Consider the following 22,108-nt stretch of genomic DNA (forward strand, 5'->3'; position numbering starts at 1 on the left):
GCGCGGCGGTCGAGGCCCTATCTTCTGCTTCGGCCACCGCAGTGGCCAACGTCGCTCGGACGGTTCCGGGCGCTTACGTCTTCGAGGAAGCCATGGCTGACCAAGGTTCGCCGCGCCGCTTTGCGCGCATTGATCGTCTCCCCCCCTACGTCTTCAACATTACCGCCGAGCTCAAGATGGCTGCACGCCGTCGTGGCGAAGACATCATCGACCTGAGCATGGGCAACCCCGACGGGGCCACGCCGCCGCACATCGTTGAGAAACTGGTGCAGGTCGCCCAGCGCGAAGACACCCACGGCTATTCGACGTCCCGCGGCATCCCGCGCCTGCGCCGGGCGATTTCGCGCTGGTACAAGGACCGCTACGAGGTCGAGATCGACCCGGAAAGCGAAGCCATCGTCACCATCGGCTCCAAAGAGGGCCTGGCGCACCTGATGCTCGCCACCCTCGACCATGGCGACACCGTGCTGGTACCCAACCCCAGCTACCCGATTCACATCTATGGCGCGGTGATAGCCGGTGCCCAGGTGCGTTCGGTGCCGCTGATTCCGGGCGTGGACTTCTTTAATGAGCTGGAGCGGGCGATCCGCGAATCCATTCCGAAACCGAAGATGATGATCCTCGGCTTCCCGTCCAACCCGACCGCGCAGTGCGTCGAGCTGGACTTCTTCGAGCGGGTGGTGGCCCTGGCCAAGCAGTACGACGTGCTGGTGATCCACGACCTGGCCTATGCCGACATCGTCTACGACGGCTGGAAGGCGCCGTCGATCATGCAGGTGCCGGGGGCCAAGGACATTGCCGTGGAGTTCTTCACCCTGTCCAAGAGCTACAACATGGCCGGCTGGCGAATCGGCTTCATGGTCGGCAACCCCGAGCTGGTCAGCGCCCTGGCCCGCATCAAGAGCTACCACGACTACGGCACCTTCACCCCGCTGCAGGTCGCGGCCATTGCTGCCCTGGAAGGCGATCAGCAGTGCGTGCGCGATATCGCCGAGCAGTATCGCCAGCGCCGCAACGTGCTGGTCAAGGGCCTGCACGAGCTGGGCTGGATGGTCGAGAACCCCAAGGCGTCGATGTACGTCTGGGCGAAGATTCCCGAAGAGTATGCACACCTGGGCTCGCTGGAGTTCGCCAAGAAGCTGCTGGCCGAGGCCAAGGTCTGTGTGTCGCCGGGCATCGGCTTTGGTGACTATGGCGATGATCATGTGCGCTTTGCCCTGATCGAGAACCAGGACCGTATCCGCCAGGCGGTACGCGGTATTCGCCAGATGTTCCGGGCTGATGGCATCGGCAGCAAGCCGGCCCAGAAGTAAGCACTGACCCGGGCGCGGGTCAAACCTGTTCCTACAGCTGGAGCAGGTTTTTCCCGCGAAACAACCGTCCGTCAGCGGCGATTTATTTCTGCATTACCCCCCTTCTCAAACACCCGGCAAAGCATAGAATGGCGGCGGGTTTCTCCCTATAACGATAATCAACCTCCCCCCCTTCTCATCATGTCCGAACATAATCCTTGTTTGAACTGCGGCGCCTGCTGCGGGTATTTCCGTGTGTCTTTCTTCTGGGGTGAGTGCACGTCGGCGGGTGGTGTCGTGCCCGACGATCTGGTGGTCCAGATCAGCCCCAGCCGCGTTGCGATGATCGGCACCGACAGCAAGCCCTGTCGCTGCATCGGGCTTGAGGGCGAGATCGGCAAAGGGGTCAGCTGCAGCCTGTATGAACAGCGCTCAACCCCTTGTCGCGAGTTCGATGCGGCCTGGGTCAATGGCGAAGCCAACCCCAGCTGCGATGCCGCCCGTGCCGCCTATGGCCTGCCACCGCTGGAGGCCAACGAGCCGATCTGGCCGGACGAGGGCGCCGAAGTCGCCTGAGGCGTGACTTGAGGGTTACACTGCCGGGTTGATGAATCGGACAGGAGGTCCCGCGTGACCCGCATGTACAGTTTTCCCGCTGACCTGTGCCTCGAAAGCCCGCGTCTGCAACTGCGCCCGATGGTGGCCGAGGATGCTGCGGCGTGGTTTGCCATCATGGCCGATCCGCAGGTCATGCGTTACTGGAACCACGGCCCCTGGCAAGTGCTGGCAGAGGCCCAGGCAGCACTGGCCGAAGACCGCGACGCGTACGCCGCCGGGCAGATGCTCAAGCTGGGAATCTATCGGCGCGACAATGGCGAGCTGATCGGCATGACCCAGCTGTTCAACCTGGAGCCCACCTCGCGCCGTGGCGAAATCGGCTATTGCCTGGCCAGTTGCGCGCAGGGCCGTGGCTACATGGACGAGGCGCTGACCTGTTTCATCGATTACCTGGCCCATGGCCTGCACCTGCGCCGGCTGGAGGCCGAGATCGACCCGCGCAACCAGGGGTCGGCGCGTACCCTGGAGCGCCAGGGTTTCGTCCTTGAAGGGCTGTTGCGCCAGCGCTGGTGCGTGGCCGGAGAGCTTTCGGACTCGGGGCTGTACGGGCTGCTGCTCGATCAGGCGCCGCTGGACGGTTGAATCCTGACCGCTGCCTGGCGGTTGCGTTGCGGTCGGGCATCTGGATATTATTCGGAACAATTCTCACTTACACACTTGCGAGTGCGCCATGTCCGTCGCCGAGCCGCCGCTGCAACGCGCGATCCATACGCTGTATTGCGAGCACCATGGCTGGTTGTTCAACTGGCTGCGGCGCAAGTTGCGCTGTTCACAGCATGCGGCGGACCTGGCACAGGACACCTTTGTACGCATCCTCGGCTCGCGCGACACGCTCCTGGGTATTCGCGAGCCGCGTGCCTTCCTCAGTACCACGGCGCGACGCCTGATCATCGATCGGGCACGTCGCCAGCAGATCGAAGACGCCTACCTGCGCGAACTGGCCCTGACTGTCGAGGTCATGGAGGGCCATCAGTCGCCCGAGCAGATCCTCCTGACCCTGGAGGCGCTGGAGCAGATTACCTTCATGCTCGAGGGCTTGCATGAAAAGGCCCGCCAGGCCTTTGTCGACTATTACCTGGACGAGCTGAGCCAGGTGCAGATCGCCGAGCGCCTGCAGGTTTCGCCACGCATGGTGCGCAAGTACCTGATGCAGGCCCTGGTGCATTGCCACCAGGCCGTTAATGTTTGATTGCCGATGACGGCCCAAGCGTCAATCGAGCAGCACGCCGCCGAATGGATTTTGCGCCTGGGCGAGGGTGAGCTGAGTGAGGCAGAGCGCCAGGCGCTGGAGGCCTGGCGTCGGCAGGACGCTCGCCATGAAGCCACCTTCACTCGCATGCAGGCGATCCTCGAACAGATGCACAGCCTGCGCCCGCAACGCCAGCCGGTGCGCGCCGCACTGCGCACGCCTGCAAATGCCCAGCGGCGCGCGCAGTACCCACGACGGGTGCTGTTGGGCCTGGCTTTGCTGGCAGCACTGGGCGTGCCCCTGAGCCTGTCCGGCTGGCATCCGCAAAACCTGCTGGCCGACCTGCACACCGCGCCAGCGCAATGGCAGAGCCACACGCTGAGCGACGGCACGCGGGTCATCCTCGAAGGCAACTCGGCCCTGGACTTGCGCTTCAGCGCCCACGAGCGACGTATCGAACTGTTGCGCGGCAAGGTGCTGGTGGATGTCGCGCACGACAGCAGCCGGCCTTTCGTGGTGGCCACCGCCGACGGCACGTTCCAGGCCCTGGGCACGCGCTTCGTGGTTGCCCGTGGCGGTGCCGGCAGCGAACTGACCATGCTCGAATCCCAGGTGATGGTGCGCAGTGCCGAGCAGGACAAGTCGCTGGCGGTGGGCAAAGGCGGGCGGGCCTGGGTTCGCCGGGATGACCTGGGGCTGCTGGCCAGTATTGATCCGGCCAGTGTTGACCAGGCCTGGCAGCGTCATCAACTGGTGGTTGAGCAATCGCCGCTGGTGGATGTCCTCGATGCCCTGGCCCGCCAGCGCCGCGGCCATCTGAGCTTCGACCGCAAGGCGCTGGCTGATCTGCGGGTGTCGGCAGTGCTGCCGCTGGACGACAGCGAGCGGGCCCTGCAGCTGCTGGCTGAAGTGCTGCCGATATCGATTCATTCGCATACGGCCTGGTGGACGCGTATCGAGCGCCGCAGTGCTGATAAGTAATTGTTCGCGACTGGTTCCTCATTCTCATCTTGGCCCGTCCTTCTAGAAGCCAACATGATTAAACAAGGAGCCTTTTCACCATGCGCCGATTTACTGGCCGCCCCGTTTTGAGCCCTCTGGCGCTCTGTGTACAGCTGGCCTGCAGCGGCCTGCTGCTGACTGCAGTCGCTGTGCCAGCAATGGCCCAGGGTCAACAACAGCGCTTCGACGTGCCTGCCGGTGCGCTGAGCACAGCGCTCAACCGCTTCGCCCAGCAAGCCGGCGTCGCCCTGGCCTTCGATCCGGCTGATTTGGCGGGGCGTAACACAGCCGGCCTGCAGGGCAGCTTCGCCCTTGAAGACGGTTTTGCCCGCTTGCTCGAGGGCAGCGGCTACCGTATTGCCCAGGGTGACAACGGTTATGTGTTGCTACCGCAAGCCGCTGCACCGGCAGCCCAGGTGCTGGAGCTGGGGGTCACCACGGTGGCCGGCCAGGGCATGGGCGAAAGTACGGAAAATACCGGCTCCTATGCGCCGGGGCTGATCAGCGTAGGCTCCAAGTCACCGACCAGCCTGCGCGAAACGCCGCAGTCGGTGGCGGTGATCACCCGTCAGCTGATCGAAGACCAGCAGCTCACCGACATCAACGAAGCGATGAAGGCGACACCGGGAGTGATTACCCAGAGCACGACTTTCCGCATCCAGGATTTCATCTCTCGCGGTTTTTCCATCCAGAACCTGCAGATCGATGGCGCCGCCCCGCAGGCGCTGGGCACGGCCATGGGCTCGTTCTATTCGTCGAACATCTTCGACCTGGCCGAGTTCGACCACGTCGAGGTGCTGCGTGGTAGCGGGGCCTTGTTCGGCGGCTCGGGCGACCCGGGCGGGATCATCAACATGGTGCGCAAGCGGCCGATGTCCGAGAACCAGCTCAAACTGAGCCTGTCGGCCGGCAGCTGGGACAACTATCGCCAGGAACTCGACATCACCGGGCCCATGGGCTGGGACGGCCGCTTGCGTGGGCGCCTGGTGGTGGCCAACACCGACCGCCAGTACTTCATCGACAAGCGCAGCACGGAAAAGCCGCTGGTGTACGGCGTGATGGAAGCCGACGTGAGCGATGACACCATGCTCACCTTCGGCGTGCGCTATAACAAGTCCCATGAGAACGGCACCAACGCCGCTGTGCCGCGCTACAGCAATGGTGCCGATCTGGGCCTGCCACGGCACACCGGCCTGACCCAGTCCTGGGCATTCACCGACACCACGGCGCGCGAGTATTTCGCCAAGGTCGACCATCGCTTCAACGACGACTGGAAACTCAACCTGTCGTACACCAACATCTGGGATGTGTCCTGGTTCAAGACCGCGTCGACCCTCAATGCGGTTGACCCGATCAGCGGCAGCGGCGTGACCTGGTACGGTACCCAGAGCCGCCAGGAAAACGAACAGCACCTGTACGACGTCAACCTGGCCGGCAATTTCCAGGCCTTTGGCCTGGATCACCAGCTGATACTGGGGGCTGACTACCAGCGCATCGACAGCCGCTGGCTGGGCACCGCGCCACATCCCGGCTTTGGCGGGCCGGTGAATGTCTTCGACCCCGACGCCACGCCCTGGCCGGAGCCTGCCAACCACACCGACTACAGCCGCGACTACAACCCCAACGCCCAGCGTCAGTACGGCCTTTACTCCAGCCTGCGCCTGCAACTGGCCGAACCGCTGCACCTGATCCTCGGTGCCCGCGCCCAGCGTTACCACTTCGAGCAGATGTACCAGACCCGCACCGGCGAGCAATGGAACGTGGCTTCGCAAGTCGACCAGCGCATCGGCACCAAGCTCACGCCGTTTGGTGGCGTGGTCTATGACCTTGATGAGCAGTGGTCGGCCTACGCCAGCTACTCGCAGATCTACAAGCCGCAGGCCAACAAGCTGGCCGGCCCGCAACCGGGCAGCCCGTTGCAGCCGATGACCGGCAAGACCTACGAGACCGGCCTCAAGGGCGAGCTGTTCGACGGCGCGTTGAACACCAACATTGCCTTGTACTACACCACCCGTGAAAACGAAGCGGTGCGTGACCCGCGCTTCACCTCGGCGAGCAATCTGTTTGCCGGCAGCTGCTGCTACCTGGACAACGGTGAAGTGGTCAGCAAGGGCATCGATATCGAAGCGTCGGGGGAACTGCTCCCGGACTGGATGCTGATCGGTGGCTATACCTTCAACCTCAATCGCAACCGCAGTGCCAATACCTCGCTGAGCACGGTGATGCCCAAGCACCTGTTCAAGCTCTACACCACTTACCGGCTGCCGGGTGTGCTGCAGGACTTCAAGGTTGGTGGCGGCGTGCAGGCGCAGAGTGCGACTTACGTATCCGGCACCACCAACCGTTTCAATGGCGATGGTTCAATCGCCGAGCGTGATGTGCCGTTCGACTTCACCCAAGGGGGGTATGCGACCTGGAGTGCGCTGGTCGAGTACAAGGTCGACGAGCACTGGGACCTGACCCTCAACGGCAACAACCTGTTCGACAAGAAGTACTACCAGACCGTGGGAACCTCCACCTATGGCAACTACTACGGCGACCCCCGCAACTTCATGCTGACCCTGCGCGGCACCTACTAAGCGCCGGGCGACTTTGCGCAGGCCACCGGTCTGCGCTATTGTCGCGCGCTCTTTTACCAGCAAGGATTGCCTGGTGCCGTTCAATTATCTGACCTTAAGCCTGGCCTGCTACCTCACCAGCCTGTTCCTCCAGGCCTGCGCCCGTGAGCACGACGTAATGCGCGGCATGCACGCCCTGGCCCTGGGGGTGTTGAACGGGTCCTTCTGGTTTGCCAACCCACTGTATTTCGCCGCCCTGGTGATGCACCGGACCAAGCCGCAGGTAGCCCTGTACCTGGGCTGCGCGGCGTTGGCGCTCAGTGGCCTGATGGTGCCGCTGGGCTGGCTCGGCTTGACCCCGGTGCCTGATTCGGCCAACGGACCGGGGCTGCTGATCGGTTACTACGTGTGGCTGCTGGCGATGCTGGTGTTCATTCTCGGCCAGTGGCGTTACCGCCACGAACCTGCGAACAGCAGCAAGGTGCCGCTGCTGGGCTGGCCGGCCTGGGGGCTGGTCGCCGGCATCGTGTTGACCGTGCCGCTGGCCTTCACGCCCTGGAGTAAAGTGCCGTTCCGCTCGGCCCCCGAGCCAACCTCGTGCATTGAATGTGGAGGCAATTGATGGCCCGCTTTTACGTTGCGATCACCCTGGCGCTGTACCTGCTGAGTCTGAGTTGCAAGGCCATTCACCTGTCGGCCGATGGCTCTTTGCATGCCCTGCAGGTGCTGTTGCTCGGGCCTTGGGGCATCGTCATGCAGATCTATGGCTGGTTTGCCAACCCGTTGCTGGGGCTGGCGATCCTTGTGCGCCGGCGTTGGCGCTGGCTGGCCCTGGTGCTTGGCCTCGGCGCCCTGTACCTGGGCCTCAGTGCCTTGATGGTGGAGCGCTTGCCCGACAATCACAGTTACAGCTTTCTCGACGTTACCGGTTTTGGCCCGGGTTATTACCTCTGGTTGCTGTCGATCAGCTTCTTCTGCGTCATGCAGGCCTGGTGGTGTCGGCAGGGGCTCAAGGGCGCGCAGCTACCCGGTTGGAATTGGCTGGATGGCGGCCTGGCAATCGTATTGAACATTGTCATCGTCTACGCCATCCAGACCCCCAGCCTGCACTTTCAGATAAAGAAAGTGATCGAACCGCCGCTGCCACCGATCGAGATCGACAAGGACGCCATCTAGCGGGCGGACGCCGAGGTTCCCCACTGCACTACCAGCATGCCGACCACGATCAGCCCGACCCCGGCCAGGCGCAGGCCGTTGACCGGGCGTTCGGGCAAACCCATCAGGCCCCATTGGTCGATGATCAACGACGACAGCACCTGCCCGGCAATTACGCAAACGATGAAGCCGGCGGCGCCCAGCCTTGGCGTCAGCACCAGTGCGGCGGTGATGTAGGCAACCCCGGCAACGCCGCCCAACCAGGCCCACCAGGGCGCTTGGGCCAAGGCATTGAGTTGTGGCAGCGGCGCCCGCAAAACCAGCAATGCCGGGATCACCATCAGCACACTCACCGCCAGCGACACCAGCGACGCCCACAACGGGTGCCCGAGCAGGCGGCCGAGCGCTGCGTTGCTGCCGGCCTGGAAGGGCACGGCGGCGCCGGCCAGCAGGGCGATGGTCAGGGGCAGCAAGGTGGCGGTAATAGCGGGCAGGTTCATGGCATGGCTCTCAAAAGTGGCTTGCCAAAGTCTTTGCTATCCATCCCAATAATGGAAATTCGAATGCTGCACAGGAGTTATTCGTCTGATGGATGATCTGCGCCGGATCGACCTCAACCTGCTGTTGACCCTGCACGCGCTGCTGGCCGAGCAGCATGTCTCGCGCGCGGCCTTGCGCCTGCATCGTAGCCAGCCGGCGGTCAGCCATGCCCTGGCGCAACTGCGTGAGCTGTTCGGTGATCCGTTGCTGGTGCGTCGCGGTGGTCGTCTGCACGCCACGGCGCGCGCCCAGGCCCTGATCGAGCCTTTGCAGCAGGCGCTGGAGCAGCTCGACGGCTTGCTCGGCAGCCCCGGTTTCGACCCGCGTCGGGCGCAGCGCAGTTTTCGTCTGGCGATGTCTGATTACGGCGCGCGGGTAGTGTTGCCCGGCTTGATGCGCATGTTGCGCGAAGAGGCGCCGGGGATCGATCTGATTGTCTCCCAGGGCAGCCGTGAGGCCATGCTCGGCCAGCTGTTCGACGGCGAGGCGGACCTGGCTCTGGCGGTGTTTCCGCAAATGGCCGAGGAGCTGCGGGCGCAGACGCTGTTCGAAGAGTCCTTCACCTGCATCGCCGATCGCAGCAGTTTGCCTGTGCGGGGCGGCCTGAGCCTGGATGCGTGGCTGGCACGGCCGCATGTGCTGGTGGCAGTGCGTCCGGGTATGGACAACGAGATTGACCTGGCGCTCCAGGGCATCGGTGCCCGGCGCCGGGTGGCGCTGGCCTTGCCCCATTGGACCGCGGCCCAGGAAGTGATTGCCGGCACCGACCTGATCCTGACCGTGGCCCGCCGCAGCCTGGACAGCGGTGCGCTGGATTCACGCCTGCGCAGGTTTGCGCCACCATTGGCAATCAAGCCCTTTGCCTTCCAGCAGGCCTGGCATCAGCGCCGCGAAGGGGAGGCGGGGCATCGCTGGTTGCGCGAGAAGGTGATGCAGGTGTGTCAATATGGCCGGCCTGATCGCGGGGCGAGTCGAGGCGTCGCACCGCCACTCCCACCCAAGAAGGAGTCCGCAGAATGAAACATCCATTTTTGCTTGTCGGCCTGTTGGTCTGTTGTTCTTCAATAGCCCAGGCCCAGGACGAATACTCACAGGCCTACAGCGCCTGCATGAAAACCGCCGAATCCACCCTGGCCATGAACAACTGCAACGGCGCCGAAATCAAACGCCAGGACAGCCGCCTCAACAGTGCCTACAAAAAGGCCATGGCCGGCCTCGAAGGGCCGCAGCAAACCCAGCTGCGTGAAGCCCAGCGGGCCTGGATCAAGTACCGCGACGCCAACTGCAACCTGTATTACAGCCTCACCGGCGGCACCATGGATCAGCTCAATGGTGCCGGTTGCATCCTCGGCAGTACCCGCGACCGCGCCGATGAACTGCAGGCCTTGCTGCAGCCTTGAGGTCAGCGCCGGGTGGCGCGAGCACGCAGGTACTCGCGCACTTCGCGCTGGTCGCCGGCAAACTCGATACGCTCGGCCTTGCTCTGGCGCTGGTAGGCGTACATCGGGTCGTAGTACTCGTTGAGCAGGCCGCTGATCCAGGCTCGGTGCAGGTCCACCTCACCCGTGTGAAGCTGCTCTTGCAGCGCTTGCTCGAGTAACGCCGACAACCGCTGATAACGCTCGCCGCCGAGGCGCTTGAGGATGTTGGCCATGCTTTGGGTCAGGCGTTCGGCAAACTGCGGCAGGCCGTTTTCATCCCCGTGCAAGGCAACGAACTCGGCGCTCAGGTCGATCACGTAATCGCGCAGAATCCGCTCGACCCGGTTGTCAAAGCTGTCTTCCAGCCACACCAGCGGGTAGTGCTGCATGCCCTGGTAAAGCTCCAGCGGCAGGGTGCAACTGCCGACGATGCGGCCCTCATCTTCGAGTACAAATTGCTCGACGCCGCGTGCGCGTTTTTTCAGTACGTCGATGGCCAGCTGGTTCTCGAAGTCGATCTGTGCCGGCTGGCCGGTAGCGCGTTTGCCGAAGCTTGAGCCGCGGTGATTGGCGTGGCCTTCCAGATCAAGCGCATTGTCCAGCGTTTGCAGCACCTCGGTCTTGCCGGTGCCGGTGAGGCCGCCGATCAGCACGAAGTCACAGTCGGTTACCGCTTGCTGGGTGGTATGCAGCAGGAAGTTGCGCATCGCCTTGTAGCCGCCGACCACCTTGGGGTAGTGGATGCCGGCTTCAGACTTGAGCCACTGCTGGGCGATCTGCGAGCGCAGGCCGCCGCGAAAGCAGTAGAGGTAACCCTCGGGGTTGGCCCGGGCGAAGGCCGCCCAGGCGGCAATGCGTTGGTCCTTGAGCGGGCCGCTGACCAGTTGATGGCCGAGGTCGATGGCGGCCTGCTGGCCCTGCTGCTTGTAGCAGGTGCCGACCTTCTGCCGTTCAAGGTCGTTCATCAGCGGCAGGTTGATCACGTGGGGGAAGGCGCCCTTGCTGAATTCGACCGGGGCGCGCATGTCCATCATGGCTACATCGTTAAGAAACAGCTGGCGGTAGTCGGTGCAGTTGTCGCGCATCAAAGCACCTCAACTGCATGGCTCTGTCGCTCGACCAGCTCGCCGATTGGCGCCAGGTTCAGGCCCAGTTCGCCGGCCACGGCGAGAAACTCCGCTTCACCCTCTGGCGCCACCGCCACCAGCAGGCCGCCGCTGGTTTGCGGGTCGCACAGTAGGTGCTTTTGCTCGTCGCTCAGCGCGGCGATTTTTTCGCCATAGCTGTCGAAGTTGCGCAGGGTGCCGCCCGGAACGCAGCCCTCACTCAGGTAGTGCTCAACGCTCGGCAGGCGGGGCACCGCGCTGTAGTTCAGGCGGGCGCTGAGGCCGCTGCCGTCGGCCAGTTCCACCAGGTGGCCGAGCAGGCCGAAGCCGGTGACGTCGGTCATGGCCTTGACCCCGGCCAGCTTGCCGAAGCGGCTGCCCGGGGTGTTCAAGGTGCACATCCAGTCGCGGGCCAGGCCCTTGTCCTGGTCGCGCAGCTTGGCTTTTTTCTCGGCGGTGGTGAGGATACCGATGCCCAGCGGCTTGGTCAGGTACAGGCGACAACCGACGGTGGCGGTATCGTTGCGCTTCATGTGGCGCTTTTGCACCACGCCGGTCACGGCCAGGCCGAAGATCGGCTCGGGGGCATCGATGGAGTGGCCCCCGGCGAGCGGAATACCGGCCTCGGCGCAGACGGCGCGGCCGCCACGGATCACTTCACGGGCCACTTCCGGCGCCAGCACATTGACCGGCCAGCCAAGAATGGCGATGGCCATCAGCGGGTCACCGCCCATGGCGTAGATGTCGCTGATGGCGTTGGTGGCGGCGATGCGGCCGAAGTCATAGGGGTCATCGACGATGGGCATGAAAAAGTCAGTGGTCGAAACCACACCGCGTTCGTCATCGAGGGCGTAGACGGCTGCGTCGTCGCGCGAGGCGTTGCCGACCCAGAGCTTGGGGTCCAGGGCCTGGGTGCCGCTTTCGGCGAGGATCACCTCGAGCATCTTCGGAGAGATCTTGCAGCCACAGCCGGCGCCATGGCTGTACTGGGTCAGGCGAATCGGCTCGCTCATACGCACCTCGAAAATTCGTGAAGGCCCGAGTGTAGCAAAGCTGGTCTTTACGCCGATGCCTCTTATAATTTCCGGGGTGGCCCGTGTGGCCCTTTCCCCGCTATTGAACCGGAGAATCCCCATGCTCAAACGTCCCCTGGCGCTGTTTGCCGGCCTGGTATTGTCGTGCTCGTCCTACCTGGCCATGGCGGCCGACACACTGCGAGTCAGTGCCATCCCTGACGAAGCGCCGACCGAACTGCTGCGCAAGTTCAAGCCATTGGGCGAGTACCTGGAGCAGAAGCTGGGGATGAAGGTCCAGTTTGTGCCGGTGGCCGACTACCCGGCGGTGGTCGAGGCGCTGGCCACCGATCGCCTGGATCTGGCCTGGCTCGGCGGCTTTACGTTCGTCCAGGTACATCTCAAGGACCCGACCGCCACGCCTTTGGTGCAGCGCGAACAGGATGCCAAGTTCACCAGCAAATTCATCACTGCCAATCCTGATGTGAAGAGCCTTGCCGACCTCAAGGGCAAGACCTTTGCCTTCGGTTCTGTTTCGTCCACCTCGGGCAGCCTGATGCCGCGCTACTTCATGCTCAAGAATGACAACATCAAGCCGGAGAGTTACTTCAGCCGCGTTGCCTATTCCGGTGCCCACGACGCCACTGCCGCCTGGGTCCAGGCCGGCAAGGTCGACGCCGGCGTGCTCAATGCCAGCGTCTGGGACAAACTGGTGGCCGCAGGCAAGGTCGATACCAATAAGGTCAAGGTGTTCGCCACCACCCCAAGCTACTACGACTACAACTGGACCGTGCGCGGCAGCCTCGAGCCGGCACTCAAAGCCAGGATCAAGCAGGCCTTCCTCGACCTTGATCCGGCCAAACCTGACGACAAAGTCATCCTCGACCTGCAGGCTGCGAGCCGCTTCATCGAAACCAGCCCGGATAACTACAAGGGCATCGAAGAGGCCGCGCGCGCCGCCGACTTGCTGAAATGACCATCCGTTTGCGCGGCGCCAGCCTGCGCCACGGCCAGGTCCAGGCGCTGCACGGCATCGACCTACAGGTTGGCGCCGGCGAGCGGGTGGCGATCATCGGCCCGTCGGGGGCGGGCAAGTCGAGCTTGCTGCAACTGCTGGGCACGGCCATCGCGCCCAGTACCGGCAACGTAGAGCTGCTCGGCGTGACACCCTGGCGCTTGTCGGCCGCTGCGCTTCAGCGCCTGCGTGCGCGTATCGCCCTGATCCACCAGACGCCGCCGTTGCCACCACGCCAGCGGGTGGTAACCGCAGTACTGGCCGGGCGCCTGGGACAGTGGAGCACCTTGCGCGGGCTGCTCAACCTGCTGCACCCGACGGATGTCGCCGGTGTGCGCGAGGTGCTGACGACCCTTGGCATGGCCGAGAAGATTTTTGTCCAGTGCGGGCAATTGTCCGGTGGCCAGTTGCAGCGGGTCGGCATTGCCCGCGCGTTGTACCAGCAACCGCAGATTTTGCTGGCTGACGAACCGGTCTCGGCGATGGACCCGGTGCTCGCCGAACACAGCCTGAAAACCCTCAACCAGCATGCCAGCGAACGCCGCGTGACCCTGATCGCCAGCCTGCATGCGGTAGAGCTGGCGCTGGCGCATTTTGCGCGGGTTATCGGTATTCGCGAGGGGCGCATCGTCTTTGACCGCCCGGCGAGCGAGGTGTCCAGCGCCATGCTCGATGCCTTGTATGCCAACGAGCAACTGCTGCCGCCGGCGTTACCGCTGCCGGCCTTGAACCTGCAGATTCCCCGATGCTGAAGGCCGATCGCCGTGACCCGGCGGCGTTGCCCAGGCTGCTGCTGGCGCTGCTGGCGATAGCCTTGCTGTGGCCGGGTATCCGCCTCAGCGAGCTCAACCCTGGGGTGCTTCTGCAGGCCGATAACCGCCGGGAGATGGGTAATTTTGTCAGCGCCTTCTGGCCGCCAGCCCATGAAGCGGACTTTCTTCGGCTGCTGCTTGAGGCCACCTTGCAAACCCTGGCCGTAGCCACCGCCGGCATGACCCTGGCCTTGCTGCTGGCGATCCCGGCCAGCCTGCTGGCCAGCCGGGCGCTGTCGTTGCGCGCCGCTTCCCGTGGCGGTCGCCTGGGCTTCTGGTCGCGCATCCTGCGTCTGCCGGTGCGCGGCCTGTTGATCTTTTTGCGCAGCGTGCCGGAGATCGTTTGGGCGCTGCTGTTCGTGCGTGCCGTGGGCCTGGGCCCGACCGCCGGGGTGCTGGCCATCGCCATCACCTACAGCGGCATGCTTGGTAAGGTCTATGCCGAGATTTTCGAATCGGTCGACCAGCGCCCGGCGCATGCCTTGTTGCAGACCGGCAGCAGCCGCTTGAGCGCGTTCTGCTACGGCATCCTGCCGACTGCGGCGGCGGAGCTGGTGTCTTATACGGTGTACCGCTGGGAGTGTGCGATCCGTGCCTCGGTGGTGATGGGTTTTGTCGGTGCAGGGGGGCTCGGCCAGCAGATCGACCTCTCCATGCGCATGTTCGCCGGCGCCGAGGTGGCGAGCATGCTGCTGACATTTCTGTTGCTGGTATGGCTGGCCGACCAGCTCAGCCGCCTGCTGCGCGGGAGGTTGGCATGAGAGTGCTGATCAATACCGCGCTGGTGCTGGCACTGGTGGCGGCGGTGGCAGCTTCGTTCGCTTACTTGAGCCTTGATCTGCAGGCGCTGTTTGGCAACGGCGGGTTAGGGCAGATGGGCGCTTATGCGCTGCGCTTCCTCAGCCCCGACCTGAGCCCCGAGCACCTGCGGGCGGTCGCCAAGGGCGCATTGGAAACCCTGGCCATGTCGGGCCTGGGTACTTTGCTAGCGGTGGTGCTCGGGCTGATGCTGGCCTTGCCTGCCGCCGGGCGGTTCGGCTGGCCGCTGCAAGGCGTTGCGCGCCTGCTGCTTAACGCCCTGCGCGCGATACCAGAGCTGGTGTGGGCGGCCTTGACCGTCCTGGCCGCGGGCCTTGGGCCCAATGCCGGGACCCTGGCCCTGGCTTTGCACACCTCAGGTGTTCTCGGCCGGCTGTTCGCCGAGGCACTGGAAAACGCCCCGCCAGAGCCGGCTGCGGCCATTCGTCTGCAAGGCGGCAGCCAGGTCACTGCATTCTGCTTCGGCACCTTGCCTAACCTCTGGCCGCAGATGCTTGCCTACAGCCTGTACCGCTGGGAAAACAACATCCGCATGGCCAGCGTGCTGGGTTTTGTCGGTGCCGGCGGCCTGGGGCAGATGCTCTACACCACCCTGAGCCTGTTCCAGGAAGCCCGGGCCAGCACGGTGATCATCGCCATGCTGGTGCTGGTGCTGCTGGTCGATGCCTTGAGCGATGTGCTCCGGCAGCGCTTTGTGCGGGCTTGAAAGCCGCAGGATGATCAGGGCTTGGGCAGATCATGGCTGGCCCATTCCAGGTAGCGGATGATCCGCTCCTTGTAGTGCAGGTGATCACGCACCACCATCAGGCCGAACCACAGCACCAGCAACACGGCGAAGGTCAACAGGATGACCAGGTTGCCTTTGCCGAACGCCCACAGCTCGGTGAGCTTGGCTTTCTCGGCGGCGATGGTGGCGAGGAAGGTGATGATCGCCACGAACATCGCGTTCTGGGTCAGGTTCAACGACTTGGGCGGGTTTTCGGAGATCTTTGCAAACGCCGCGATCTCGCCAGCCTGGGCTGCACTGACAGCGTTCTGCTCAAGCATCTGCAGGAAATGCGCGTAGCGCAGGTAGCTGTCGCGCTGCAGCAGCGGCTGGCTGGCGATGGCGTGGCGTTGATACAGGCTTTTGAACTGCTCGGCGACAAAGTACTCACGGGCCAGCAACATCGCCCACATGCACAGGCTGGTGCTGAGCATCACCGTGACCGGGCCTAGGGGGTGTTGTTGCACGCTGAACGAGGCGCTGACCACCAGGACGGTTGCCAGCACCACCAGCCAGGTCGGCAACAGGTGCGGGGCCAGCGGATTGTTGCGGATGGCGTGCCAATAGTTCGGGCGGCTGCGTTTGTAGAGCTGCAGCATTTCGCTCCATTGTTGAAACATCGTTACCTCATGGGCAGGGGCTTACCTGGAGGATAACGGCCGCGCCGGGGAAATCATCACTGGGTTTTGGCGGATGTGTTCTCGGCTTGCTGCAAACCCAGTCTCGCGGACAACCTGGTAAGGCTTGCAGGGCCGACTGTTTCAGTGCACATGGAGTGATCCTCGAGTCGGCTGCGCCGCCAATCGCCGGCAAGGCCGGCCCCCCACAGTGGACCTGTGTTCGCCGAACCCTGCGTGAGCTGGCCTTGCCAGCGATCGAGCGCGAAGCGCTTGCTATCAGTGGGCTACCGGAACGCAGGCCAGTGCCTGTTCAACTCGCCAGCGCGCAGCTTCCATCTCGTGCAGGGCAGTACGCACCAGCGCCTGTCCATGCAAATCGGGATGCAACAACACCGCTTGCTGGCCAACAGCCAAAGCACAAGTCAGATGCTCGCCGGCCTGTACGAGGATGTCTTCAAGGCAATGAGGGGAATCGGTGGGGAGAAGCGGGGGATCGGGGACTATTTTCAGCATGGTCAACTCCTAAGTCATCGGAGCTACCACCTGCCGCTGTCAAACGAAAGGGTGGCAGCTGTACGCGGGTTGACAGACCAGGGACTTAGGAACCCGGCGCACACGAATGTGCCCCACGTACAGCTGCCATATCGACAGCTGTAGCGCCTAAGTGTGAAACGGTCTGTCAAAACCGGTCGTTGATTTGGCAACGACCGGCCAAGACTAGGCAGCTAGCGACGCAGGCGCAACAACTGAAGTGCCTGGGGATTATGCTTGGGAAATGGACTACACGAAACAGCGAAACAGCGGTATTCACACCGGACTAGTGGGAGCGGGCTTGCCCCGCGATGGGGCCAGTGCAACTTGCGCATGATGGCGGCTGCAGGATTGATCGCGGGGCAAGCCCGCTCCTACAGGCACTGCGAATCCCGCTGCATTGATTCCAGGTTCCGTTCGATGGTTTCACAGATGCTATCCATCTGAATCTGATGCTCACTGATCCGGAACGGGCTCTGCAAATCCGTGCCGATGCGCTCGATGGCCAGCAGCATAAACCCCACCACGGTCGACGCCAGCGGGGTAAACCAGCCCAGCGATTCGACCAGCCCGATCGGTACGATCAAACAGAACAGCGAAATAAACAGCCGCGGGAAATACACGTAAGGGTAGGGCAGCGGTGTGTTGGCGATGCGCTCCATGCCGCCCTGGCTGTTGGACAGGTCGACCAGGGTCGATTCCAGCCGCGCCAGGCGAATGCTGTCCAGGCGCCCGGCCTTGTATTCACGGGTTAGCAGCGCCGCAGAGCCGGTGAGGATGTCGTTGGCGAAGTTGTTCGAGCGGCTGCGCCGGGCGAATTCTTCGGGCGGGATGAAGGCCATCAGTTCATCCGGGCACGGTTCGCCGCGAAGGTGTGCGGCCAGGCAGTTCACATAGGCGATATGGCGGCGCAGCAACGTCGTCTTGATCGGATTGACGCCGTCATCCAAATCATCGATCAGCGTCAGCACCTGGCGTGCGAAACTGCGTGAACTATTTACCAACCCGCCCCACAAGGTGCGCGCTTCCCACCAGCGGTTGTAGGCGCTGCTGTTGCGAAAGCTCACCAGCACCACCAGCGCTGAACCGAGCAGGGTCAGTGGCATCAGGGGCAGGGTGAACTTGCTGTTGAAGAACAGCATGAAATCGATGGTTACCAGCACGTCCCAGATCAGCAGCCAGAACAGCGACCAACCGACGTAGCCGAGGGTTTTGACGATCAGGCGGTATTTGCGGGCAATGGCGTCTTTCACAGGTGAACCTCGAACGGCGAATGCACAAGATCGGACGCCCTCGCACGCTCAAGGTTCGTTCCAGCTCATCGATCGGCTACAGCGCCTGCTTCATCTGCACCAATGCGACCCGTGTATTGCCGGGGCCCTCACGTTCGACGATGGCAAAAGGCTCAAAGCCCAGCTGTGGATAAAGCAGCAGCCCGGCGGCATTGCTGTTGAAACACGACACCTGCACCTCGCGCGCTTCGAACTGGCTGCGAGCCAGCTCGATCATGCTCTGCACCAGAAAACGCGCCACGCCATGACCGCGCGCGGCGGGGGCCACCACCACATTGCCGAGGGCGCACACGCCGCCGTGCTCGGCCTTGTAGAAGTTGGCAAAGGCCAGCAGCGTACCGTCACCCTCGACCACAGTGGAGCCGCTGCGCTGGGCGATGGCCTCGCTCAATTGCACGGGTGTCAGCGGGTACGCAGCTTTGGGGAACATGTAGAACAGCTCGTCCGGGCCTTGGGGGAAGCAGCAGATGGCAGCGATGTCCTGAGGCTGGACGGGGCGGTGGGTCAATTGCATGGCGCGACTCGATCAGCAAATGAGGGGAACAGTGATCCTACACACTTCGACAAAGCTGGTAATGGAATCCCCACGCTGCGCCAGGGTCCACCTTGATAAGGTGCCCTTCGGCTGCATCGACCCACAAGGAGCAACATCATGAAAGCACTTCTGTTCACCGCCGCCCTGGCAACAGCGGGCCTGGCTCAGGCCCAGACCGTGGAAATGGCCCTGGTGGGCGCCGACGGCAGCGCCAAACCTGTCGGTACCATTACCCTTGAACAGAATAAGTACGGCACTTTGCTCACGCCTGACCTGCGCGACTTGCCGCCGGGCGTACACGGCTTTCACCTGCACGAAAACCCCTCCTGCGCACCGGCCACCGCCGACGGCAAGACCACGCCGGCAGGTTCTGCGGGCGGGCATTGGGACCCGCAGCAGAGTAAAAAACACCTGGGCCCGTACGACGATGCCGGGCACAAGGGCGACTTGCCCGCCTTGTATGTCAGCGCCGACGGCACCGCCCGCTACCCGGTCCTGGCCCCACGCCTGAAGGCCGACGAGTTCAAGGGCCATGCGCTGATGGTGCATGGCGGCGGCGATAACCACAGCGATCACCCGCAGGCGTTGGGGGGTGGTGGGGCGCGGATTGCGTGTGGGGTGGTGCAATAAAGGGCTATCCACTGCGCAATGCGCTAGGCCTGCACGTGTTGCAATAACGGACTTTCACTGAGGTGCATCATGATCTGCAAAAACGCCATGCGTCCGGTACACCCAGGGGAAGTCCTGCGCGAAGATTTTCAGAGTGAGTTGGGTGTTAGTGTCGCCGCTTTGGCTCGCGCGTTGGGCGTGTCTGTCTCTGCGATAAATGCGGTTCTTTCTCGACGTCGTGGCGTTTCGGCAGACATGGCCTTGCGCCTCGCCACTTGCCTGGACACTACGCCGGAGTTCTGGCTCAACCTGCAGACGGCGTTTGACCTGCGCACGGCCGAGTTGAATCACGGCGATGAGATCCACCGGCAAGTGCGGCGCCTGGTGGCTTGTGCTTGAATTGCCGGGCACAAAAAAACCGACCCTGGGGTCGGTTTCTTTTTGCGTTTGGTGCCCCGAGGGAGACTCGAACTCCCACTCCTTTCGAAAACGGATTTTGAATCCGCCGCGTCTACCAATTCCGCCATCAGGGCTTGTGGCGGCGAAGTATAGAGAGGCGCCTACCGTTGGTCAATCAGCTTTCATGGTCAATTTTCACGGTTTCGGCTAAACTTTCCGGCCCTGTCGAACCGAACACCATCATGCGCGTCGCCGATTTCTCCTTTGAGCTCCCTGATTCCCTGATCGCTCGCCATCCGCTGGCGCAGCGCCATAGCAGCCGGCTGTTGACCCTGGACGGGCCGAGCGGGGCACTGGCGCATCGCCAGTTCACCGACCTGCTCGAGCATCTGCGCCCGGGCGATCTGATGGTGTTCAACAATACCCGGGTGATTCCGGCGCGTCTGTTCGGCCAGAAGGCCAGCGGCGGCAAGCTGGAAATCCTCGTCGAGCGCGTGCTCGACAGCCACCGGGTACTGGCCCACGTGCGTTCGAGCAAGGCGCCCAAGCCTGGCACGCAGATTCTCATCGATGGCGGTGGCGAGGCCGAGATGTTCGCCCGTCACGATGCGCTGTTCGAGCTGCGTTTTGCCGAAGAGGTACTGCCGCTGCTTGATCGCGTTGGCCACATGCCGCTGCCGCCGTATATCGACCGTCCGGATGAAGGCGCCGACCGCGAGCGCTACCAGACGGTGTACGCCGAGCGCGCTGGCGCCGTGGCCGCGCCAACCGCCGGCCTGCACTTCGACGAAGAACTGCTGGCCAAAATCGCCGCCAAGGGTGTGGAAACCGCCTTTGTCACTTTGCATGTAGGTGCTGGTACCTTCCAGCCGGTGCGGGTCGAGCGCATCGAAGACCACCACATGCATAAAGAGTGGCTGGAGGTCGGCCAGGATGTGGTTGACGCCGTGGCCGCCTGCCGCGCCCGTGGCGGGCGCGTGGTTGCCGTGGGTACCACCAGCGTGCGTTCGCTGGAAAGCGCCGCCCGTGATGGCGAGCTCAAGGCCTTCAGTGGCGATACCGATATCTTTATCTTCCCGGGCCGGCCGTTCCATGTGGTCGATGCCCTGGTGACCAACTTCCATTTGCCTGAATCCACGCTGCTGATGCTGGTTTCGGCCTTCGCCGGTTACCCCGAGACCATGGCTGCCTACGCGGCGGCGGTCGAACACAGGTACCGCTTCTTCAGTTACGGTGATGCCATGTTCATCACCCGCAATCCGGCGCCACGCGGCCCCGAGGATCAAGCATGAGTCGCACCTGTCGTATGTCCTTCGAATTGCTCGCCACTGACGGCAAGGCCCGTCGCGGCCGCCTGACTTTCCCGCGTGGCGTGGTCGAGACCCCGGCGTTCATGCCGGTGGGCACCTATGGCACGGTCAAGGGCATGCTGCCGCGCGACATCGAGGCGATCGGCGCGCACATGATCCTCGGCAACACCTTCCACCTGTGGCTGCGCCCGGGCACCGAGGTGATCAAGGCCCACGGCGACCTGCACGACTTCATGAAGTGGCAGGGCCCGATCCTCACCGACTCCGGCGGTTTCCAGGTGTTCAGCCTGGGCGCCATGCGCAAGATCCGCGAAGAGGGCGTGACCTTCGCCTCGCCGGTCGACGGCTCCAAGGTGTTCATGGGCCCGGAAGAGTCGATGCAGGTCCAGCGTGACCTGGGCTCGGACGTGGTGATGATCTTCGACGAGTGCACCCCGTACCCGGCCGATGAAGACGTCGCCCGGGTGTCCATGGAGTTGTCCCTGCGCTGGGCCCAGCGCTCGAAGAACGCCCATGGCGACAGCACTGCGGCGCTGTTCGGCATTGTTCAGGGTGGCATGCACGAGAACCTGCGCATGCGCTCGCTCGAAGGCCTGGAAAAGATCGGCTTCGACGGCCTGGCCATCGGCGGCCTGTCGGTGGGCGAGCCCAAGCACGAAATGATCAAGGTCCTGGACTACCTGCCAGGGCGGATGCCGGCTGACAAACCTCGTTACCTTATGGGGGTAGGCAAGCCGGAAGATCTCGTTGAGGGTGTGCGCCGCGGCGTCGACATGTTCGATTGCGTGATGCCCACGCGCAACGCGCGCAACGGCCATCTGTTTGTCGATACCGGCGTGCTGAAAATCCGTAACGCGTTCCATCGCCACGATGATTCGCCCCTGGACGCGACCTGCGATTGCTATACCTGCCAGAACTTCTCCCGCGCGTATCTGCATCATCTGGATAAATGCGGCGAAATGTTGGGCAGTATGTTGAATACGATCCATAACTTGCGTCATTACCAGCGCTTGATGGCTGGTTTACGCGAGGCTATTCAACAAGGTACATTGGCCGCCTTTGTCGATGCCTTTTACGCCAAGCGCGGGCTGCCTGTGCCGCCCTTGGACTGATGTTCTGTCGATCCCTAACAAGTACTGATTTGCAACTGGAGTGCTAAATGAGCTTTCTGATCCCTGCCGCATACGCGGACGCAGCTGCCCCAGCCGCCGGCCCAGCCGGTACTGGCTTCGAGTGGATTTTCCTGGTCGGTTTCCTGGTCATCTTCTACCTGATGATCTGGCGCCCGCAGGCCAAACGTGCCAAAGAGCAGAAAAACCTGCTGAGCAACCTGCAAAAAGGTGACGAAGTTGTCACCAACGGCGGTATCGCCGGCAAGATCGTCAAAGTTGCCGACGACTTCGTGGTTCTGGAAGTGTCCGACAACGTCGAGCTGAAGTTCCAGAAGGGCGCCGTAGCCGCGACCCTGCCTAAAGGCACGCTCAAAGCGATCTAAGTTTCAGTTTT

At 63.2% G+C, this 22,108-nt stretch carries 26 protein-coding genes and 1 tRNA gene; 19 read left to right on the forward strand and 8 right to left on the reverse strand.

The genetic code is table 11. The features are described from left to right. Nucleotides 1-92: 92 nt before the first annotated feature. The 8 genes from alaC to BLR26_RS26380 all read left to right on the forward strand — a co-directional run bounded on the left by alaC (nucleotide 93) and on the right by BLR26_RS26380 (nucleotide 7,835). Nucleotides 93-1,313 (forward strand): alanine transaminase, encoded by a 1,221-nt coding sequence (gene alaC / locus BLR26_RS26345; RefSeq protein WP_045196146.1) that lies wholly within the window; start codon nucleotides 93-95, stop codon nucleotides 1,311-1,313. A 180-nt stretch (nucleotides 1,314-1,493) separates the two neighbouring features. Beyond that, nucleotides 1,494-1,868, forward strand: a complete 375-nt coding sequence (locus BLR26_RS26350; RefSeq protein ID WP_045196148.1) for a YkgJ family cysteine cluster protein — start codon at nucleotides 1,494-1,496, stop codon at nucleotides 1,866-1,868. Nucleotides 1,869-1,922: 54 nt separating this feature from the next. Further along, nucleotides 1,923-2,492: a GNAT family N-acetyltransferase gene (locus tag BLR26_RS26355; RefSeq protein WP_093388037.1), complete on the forward strand. Its 570-nt coding sequence runs from the start codon at nucleotides 1,923-1,925 to the stop codon at nucleotides 2,490-2,492. Nucleotides 2,493-2,580: 88 nt separating this feature from the next. Continuing rightward, nucleotides 2,581-3,099 carry a sigma-70 family RNA polymerase sigma factor gene (locus BLR26_RS26360; RefSeq protein WP_045196152.1) on the forward strand — a complete coding sequence of 173 codons (519 nt, stop codon included), beginning with the start codon at nucleotides 2,581-2,583 and terminating at the stop codon, nucleotides 3,097-3,099. Nucleotides 3,100-3,105: 6 nt separating this feature from the next. Then, nucleotides 3,106-4,080, forward strand: a complete 975-nt coding sequence (locus tag BLR26_RS26365; RefSeq protein ID WP_093388040.1) for a FecR family protein — start codon at nucleotides 3,106-3,108, stop codon at nucleotides 4,078-4,080. 80 nt (nucleotides 4,081-4,160) lie between these two features. After that, on the forward strand, nucleotides 4,161-6,680 hold the full coding sequence (locus BLR26_RS26370) for a TonB-dependent siderophore receptor (protein WP_093388043.1): 2,520 nt from the start codon (nucleotides 4,161-4,163) through the stop codon (nucleotides 6,678-6,680). A gap of 73 nt (nucleotides 6,681-6,753) precedes the next feature. Then, a complete protein-coding gene (locus tag BLR26_RS26375; RefSeq protein WP_093388046.1) occupies nucleotides 6,754-7,281 on the forward strand; it encodes a hypothetical protein in 528 nt (175 codons plus the stop codon). Next, nucleotides 7,281-7,835 carry a hypothetical protein gene (locus tag BLR26_RS26380; protein ID WP_093388049.1) on the forward strand — a complete coding sequence of 185 codons (555 nt, stop codon included), beginning with the start codon at nucleotides 7,281-7,283 and terminating at the stop codon, nucleotides 7,833-7,835. Before BLR26_RS26375 ends, BLR26_RS26380 begins: the two co-directional genes overlap by 1 nt. Here BLR26_RS26380 and BLR26_RS26385 read toward each other — a convergent pair. Then, nucleotides 7,832-8,314: a DMT family transporter gene (locus BLR26_RS26385; protein WP_045196159.1), complete on the reverse strand. Its 483-nt coding sequence runs from the start codon at nucleotides 8,312-8,314 to the stop codon at nucleotides 7,832-7,834. The two genes, BLR26_RS26380 and BLR26_RS26385, sit on opposite strands and share 4 nt — an antisense overlap. Nucleotides 8,315-8,402: 88 nt before the next feature. Between BLR26_RS26385 and BLR26_RS26390 the strand changes: the two genes are divergently transcribed. Continuing rightward, nucleotides 8,403-9,374 (forward strand): LysR family transcriptional regulator, encoded by a 972-nt coding sequence (locus tag BLR26_RS26390; protein WP_093388052.1) that lies wholly within the window; start codon nucleotides 8,403-8,405, stop codon nucleotides 9,372-9,374. Continuing rightward, nucleotides 9,371-9,754, forward strand: a complete 384-nt coding sequence (locus BLR26_RS26395; protein WP_093388055.1) for a lysozyme inhibitor LprI family protein — start codon at nucleotides 9,371-9,373, stop codon at nucleotides 9,752-9,754. The genes BLR26_RS26390 and BLR26_RS26395 overlap by 4 nt, the downstream gene beginning before the upstream one ends. A gap of 2 nt (nucleotides 9,755-9,756) precedes the next feature. On the opposite strand, the gene mnmH is transcribed toward BLR26_RS26395, so the two are convergent. Next, nucleotides 9,757-10,860, reverse strand: coding sequence for a tRNA 2-selenouridine(34) synthase MnmH (gene mnmH / locus BLR26_RS26400; protein WP_093388058.1), 1,104 nt, complete (start codon nucleotides 10,858-10,860; stop codon nucleotides 9,757-9,759). After that, nucleotides 10,860-11,894, reverse strand: a complete 1,035-nt coding sequence (gene selD, locus BLR26_RS26405; RefSeq protein WP_045196165.1) for a selenide, water dikinase SelD — start codon at nucleotides 11,892-11,894, stop codon at nucleotides 10,860-10,862. The genes mnmH and selD overlap by 1 nt, the downstream gene beginning before the upstream one ends. A gap of 121 nt (nucleotides 11,895-12,015) precedes the next feature. On the opposite strand from selD, the gene BLR26_RS26410 reads away from it, so the two are divergent. Genes BLR26_RS26410 through phnE form a run of 4 tightly spaced genes read left to right on the forward strand, consistent with a single transcriptional unit; the run spans nucleotide 12,016 to nucleotide 15,246 of the window. Further along, entirely contained in the window at nucleotides 12,016-12,870 is an 855-nt protein-coding gene (locus tag BLR26_RS26410) for a putative selenate ABC transporter substrate-binding protein (RefSeq protein ID WP_093388061.1), read from the forward strand. Continuing rightward, nucleotides 12,867-13,661: a phosphonate ABC transporter ATP-binding protein gene (locus tag BLR26_RS26415; protein ID WP_093388064.1), complete on the forward strand. Its 795-nt coding sequence runs from the start codon at nucleotides 12,867-12,869 to the stop codon at nucleotides 13,659-13,661. The genes BLR26_RS26410 and BLR26_RS26415 overlap by 4 nt, the downstream gene beginning before the upstream one ends. Continuing rightward, the gene (locus tag BLR26_RS26420) at nucleotides 13,655-14,482 is read left to right on the forward strand and encodes a PhnE/PtxC family ABC transporter permease (RefSeq protein ID WP_093388067.1); all 828 of its coding nucleotides are present in this window, start codon (nucleotides 13,655-13,657) and stop codon (nucleotides 14,480-14,482) included. Before BLR26_RS26415 ends, BLR26_RS26420 begins: the two co-directional genes overlap by 7 nt. Then, nucleotides 14,479-15,246, forward strand: coding sequence for a phosphonate ABC transporter, permease protein PhnE (phnE, locus tag BLR26_RS26425; protein WP_093388070.1), 768 nt, complete (start codon nucleotides 14,479-14,481; stop codon nucleotides 15,244-15,246). The genes BLR26_RS26420 and phnE overlap by 4 nt, the downstream gene beginning before the upstream one ends. Nucleotides 15,247-15,260: 14 nt before the next feature. Here the strand turns inward: phnE and BLR26_RS26430 are convergent, their stop codons facing one another. The 4 genes from BLR26_RS26430 to BLR26_RS26445 all read right to left on the reverse strand — a co-directional run bounded on the left by BLR26_RS26430 (nucleotide 15,261) and on the right by BLR26_RS26445 (nucleotide 18,263). Continuing rightward, on the reverse strand, nucleotides 15,261-15,926 hold the full coding sequence (locus BLR26_RS26430; protein WP_093388073.1) for a hypothetical protein: 666 nt from the start codon (nucleotides 15,924-15,926) through the stop codon (nucleotides 15,261-15,263). A gap of 276 nt (nucleotides 15,927-16,202) precedes the next feature. After that, entirely contained in the window at nucleotides 16,203-16,439 is a 237-nt protein-coding gene (locus BLR26_RS26435) for a hypothetical protein (protein WP_093388076.1), read from the reverse strand. 392 nt (nucleotides 16,440-16,831) lie between these two features. Further along, nucleotides 16,832-17,710 carry a bestrophin family protein gene (locus tag BLR26_RS26440; RefSeq protein WP_093388079.1) on the reverse strand — a complete coding sequence of 293 codons (879 nt, stop codon included), beginning with the start codon at nucleotides 17,708-17,710 and terminating at the stop codon, nucleotides 16,832-16,834. A gap of 76 nt (nucleotides 17,711-17,786) precedes the next feature. Next, the gene (locus BLR26_RS26445; RefSeq protein WP_093388082.1) at nucleotides 17,787-18,263 is read right to left on the reverse strand and encodes a GNAT family N-acetyltransferase; all 477 of its coding nucleotides are present in this window, start codon (nucleotides 18,261-18,263) and stop codon (nucleotides 17,787-17,789) included. 138 nt (nucleotides 18,264-18,401) lie between these two features. Between BLR26_RS26445 and sodC the strand changes: the two genes are divergently transcribed. Together sodC and BLR26_RS26455 are read left to right on the forward strand one after the other, a co-directional pair. Beyond that, complete coding sequence (gene sodC / locus BLR26_RS26450) at nucleotides 18,402-18,914, forward strand: superoxide dismutase family protein (protein ID WP_093388085.1); 513 nt, start codon at nucleotides 18,402-18,404, stop codon at nucleotides 18,912-18,914. A gap of 72 nt (nucleotides 18,915-18,986) precedes the next feature. Further along, a complete protein-coding gene (locus BLR26_RS26455; protein WP_093388223.1) occupies nucleotides 18,987-19,292 on the forward strand; it encodes a HigA family addiction module antitoxin in 306 nt (101 codons plus the stop codon). A 49-nt stretch (nucleotides 19,293-19,341) separates the two neighbouring features. Here BLR26_RS26455 and BLR26_RS26460 read toward each other — a convergent pair. Continuing rightward, nucleotides 19,342-19,426, reverse strand: a tRNA-Leu gene (locus tag BLR26_RS26460). 108 nt (nucleotides 19,427-19,534) lie between these two features. On the opposite strand from BLR26_RS26460, the gene queA reads away from it, so the two are divergent. The 3 genes from queA to yajC are packed head-to-tail and all read left to right on the forward strand — an operon-like array spanning nucleotide 19,535 to nucleotide 22,097. Then, nucleotides 19,535-20,584, forward strand: a complete 1,050-nt coding sequence (gene queA / locus BLR26_RS26465) for a tRNA preQ1(34) S-adenosylmethionine ribosyltransferase-isomerase QueA (RefSeq protein WP_093388087.1) — start codon at nucleotides 19,535-19,537, stop codon at nucleotides 20,582-20,584. A gap of 14 nt (nucleotides 20,585-20,598) precedes the next feature. After that, nucleotides 20,599-21,714, forward strand: coding sequence for a tRNA guanosine(34) transglycosylase Tgt (tgt, locus tag BLR26_RS26470; protein ID WP_162195925.1), 1,116 nt, complete (start codon nucleotides 20,599-20,601; stop codon nucleotides 21,712-21,714). Nucleotides 21,715-21,761: 47 nt separating this feature from the next. Continuing rightward, nucleotides 21,762-22,097 (forward strand): preprotein translocase subunit YajC, encoded by a 336-nt coding sequence (gene yajC / locus BLR26_RS26475; protein WP_010223473.1) that lies wholly within the window; start codon nucleotides 21,762-21,764, stop codon nucleotides 22,095-22,097. The last annotated feature ends 11 nt before the right edge of the window (nucleotides 22,098-22,108 follow it).

Source organism: Pseudomonas sp. UC 17F4 (assembly GCF_900101695.1).
GTDB lineage: Bacteria > Pseudomonadota > Gammaproteobacteria > Pseudomonadales > Pseudomonadaceae > Aquipseudomonas.

Bases quoted from the DNA above. Each gene is read 5' to 3' on its own strand.
- BLR26_RS26360 (WP_045196152.1), top strand. From the start codon at position 2,581: ATGTCCGTCGCCGAGCCGCCGCTGCAACGCGCGATCCATACGCTGTAT.
- BLR26_RS26370 (WP_093388043.1), top strand. From the start codon at position 4,161: ATGCGCCGATTTACTGGCCGCCCCGTTTTGAGCCCTCTGGCGCTCTGT.
- phnE (WP_093388070.1), top strand. From the start codon at position 14,479: ATGAGAGTGCTGATCAATACCGCGCTGGTGCTGGCACTGGTGGCGGCG.
- alaC (WP_045196146.1), top strand. From the start codon at position 93: ATGGCTGACCAAGGTTCGCCGCGCCGCTTTGCGCGCATTGATCGTCTC.
- BLR26_RS26365 (WP_093388040.1), top strand. From the start codon at position 3,106: ATGACGGCCCAAGCGTCAATCGAGCAGCACGCCGCCGAATGGATTTTG.
- selD (WP_045196165.1), bottom strand. From the start codon at position 11,894: ATGAGCGAGCCGATTCGCCTGACCCAGTACAGCCATGGCGCCGGCTGT.
- BLR26_RS26390 (WP_093388052.1), top strand. From the start codon at position 8,403: ATGGATGATCTGCGCCGGATCGACCTCAACCTGCTGTTGACCCTGCAC.
- BLR26_RS26415 (WP_093388064.1), top strand. From the start codon at position 12,867: ATGACCATCCGTTTGCGCGGCGCCAGCCTGCGCCACGGCCAGGTCCAG.
- mnmH (WP_093388058.1), bottom strand. From the start codon at position 10,860: ATGCGCGACAACTGCACCGACTACCGCCAGCTGTTTCTTAACGATGTA.
- sodC (WP_093388085.1), top strand. From the start codon at position 18,402: ATGAAAGCACTTCTGTTCACCGCCGCCCTGGCAACAGCGGGCCTGGCT.
- BLR26_RS26445 (WP_093388082.1), bottom strand. From the start codon at position 18,263: ATGCAATTGACCCACCGCCCCGTCCAGCCTCAGGACATCGCTGCCATC.
- BLR26_RS26350 (WP_045196148.1), top strand. From the start codon at position 1,494: ATGTCCGAACATAATCCTTGTTTGAACTGCGGCGCCTGCTGCGGGTAT.
- yajC (WP_010223473.1), top strand. From the start codon at position 21,762: ATGAGCTTTCTGATCCCTGCCGCATACGCGGACGCAGCTGCCCCAGCC.
- BLR26_RS26380 (WP_093388049.1), top strand. From the start codon at position 7,281: ATGGCCCGCTTTTACGTTGCGATCACCCTGGCGCTGTACCTGCTGAGT.
- BLR26_RS26410 (WP_093388061.1), top strand. From the start codon at position 12,016: ATGCTCAAACGTCCCCTGGCGCTGTTTGCCGGCCTGGTATTGTCGTGC.
- BLR26_RS26420 (WP_093388067.1), top strand. From the start codon at position 13,655: ATGCTGAAGGCCGATCGCCGTGACCCGGCGGCGTTGCCCAGGCTGCTG.
- BLR26_RS26435 (WP_093388076.1), bottom strand. From the start codon at position 16,439: ATGCTGAAAATAGTCCCCGATCCCCCGCTTCTCCCCACCGATTCCCCT.
- BLR26_RS26385 (WP_045196159.1), bottom strand. From the start codon at position 8,314: ATGAACCTGCCCGCTATTACCGCCACCTTGCTGCCCCTGACCATCGCC.
- BLR26_RS26395 (WP_093388055.1), top strand. From the start codon at position 9,371: ATGAAACATCCATTTTTGCTTGTCGGCCTGTTGGTCTGTTGTTCTTCA.
- queA (WP_093388087.1), top strand. From the start codon at position 19,535: ATGCGCGTCGCCGATTTCTCCTTTGAGCTCCCTGATTCCCTGATCGCT.
- BLR26_RS26430 (WP_093388073.1), bottom strand. From the start codon at position 15,926: ATGTTTCAACAATGGAGCGAAATGCTGCAGCTCTACAAACGCAGCCGC.
- tgt (WP_162195925.1), top strand. From the start codon at position 20,599: ATGTCCTTCGAATTGCTCGCCACTGACGGCAAGGCCCGTCGCGGCCGC.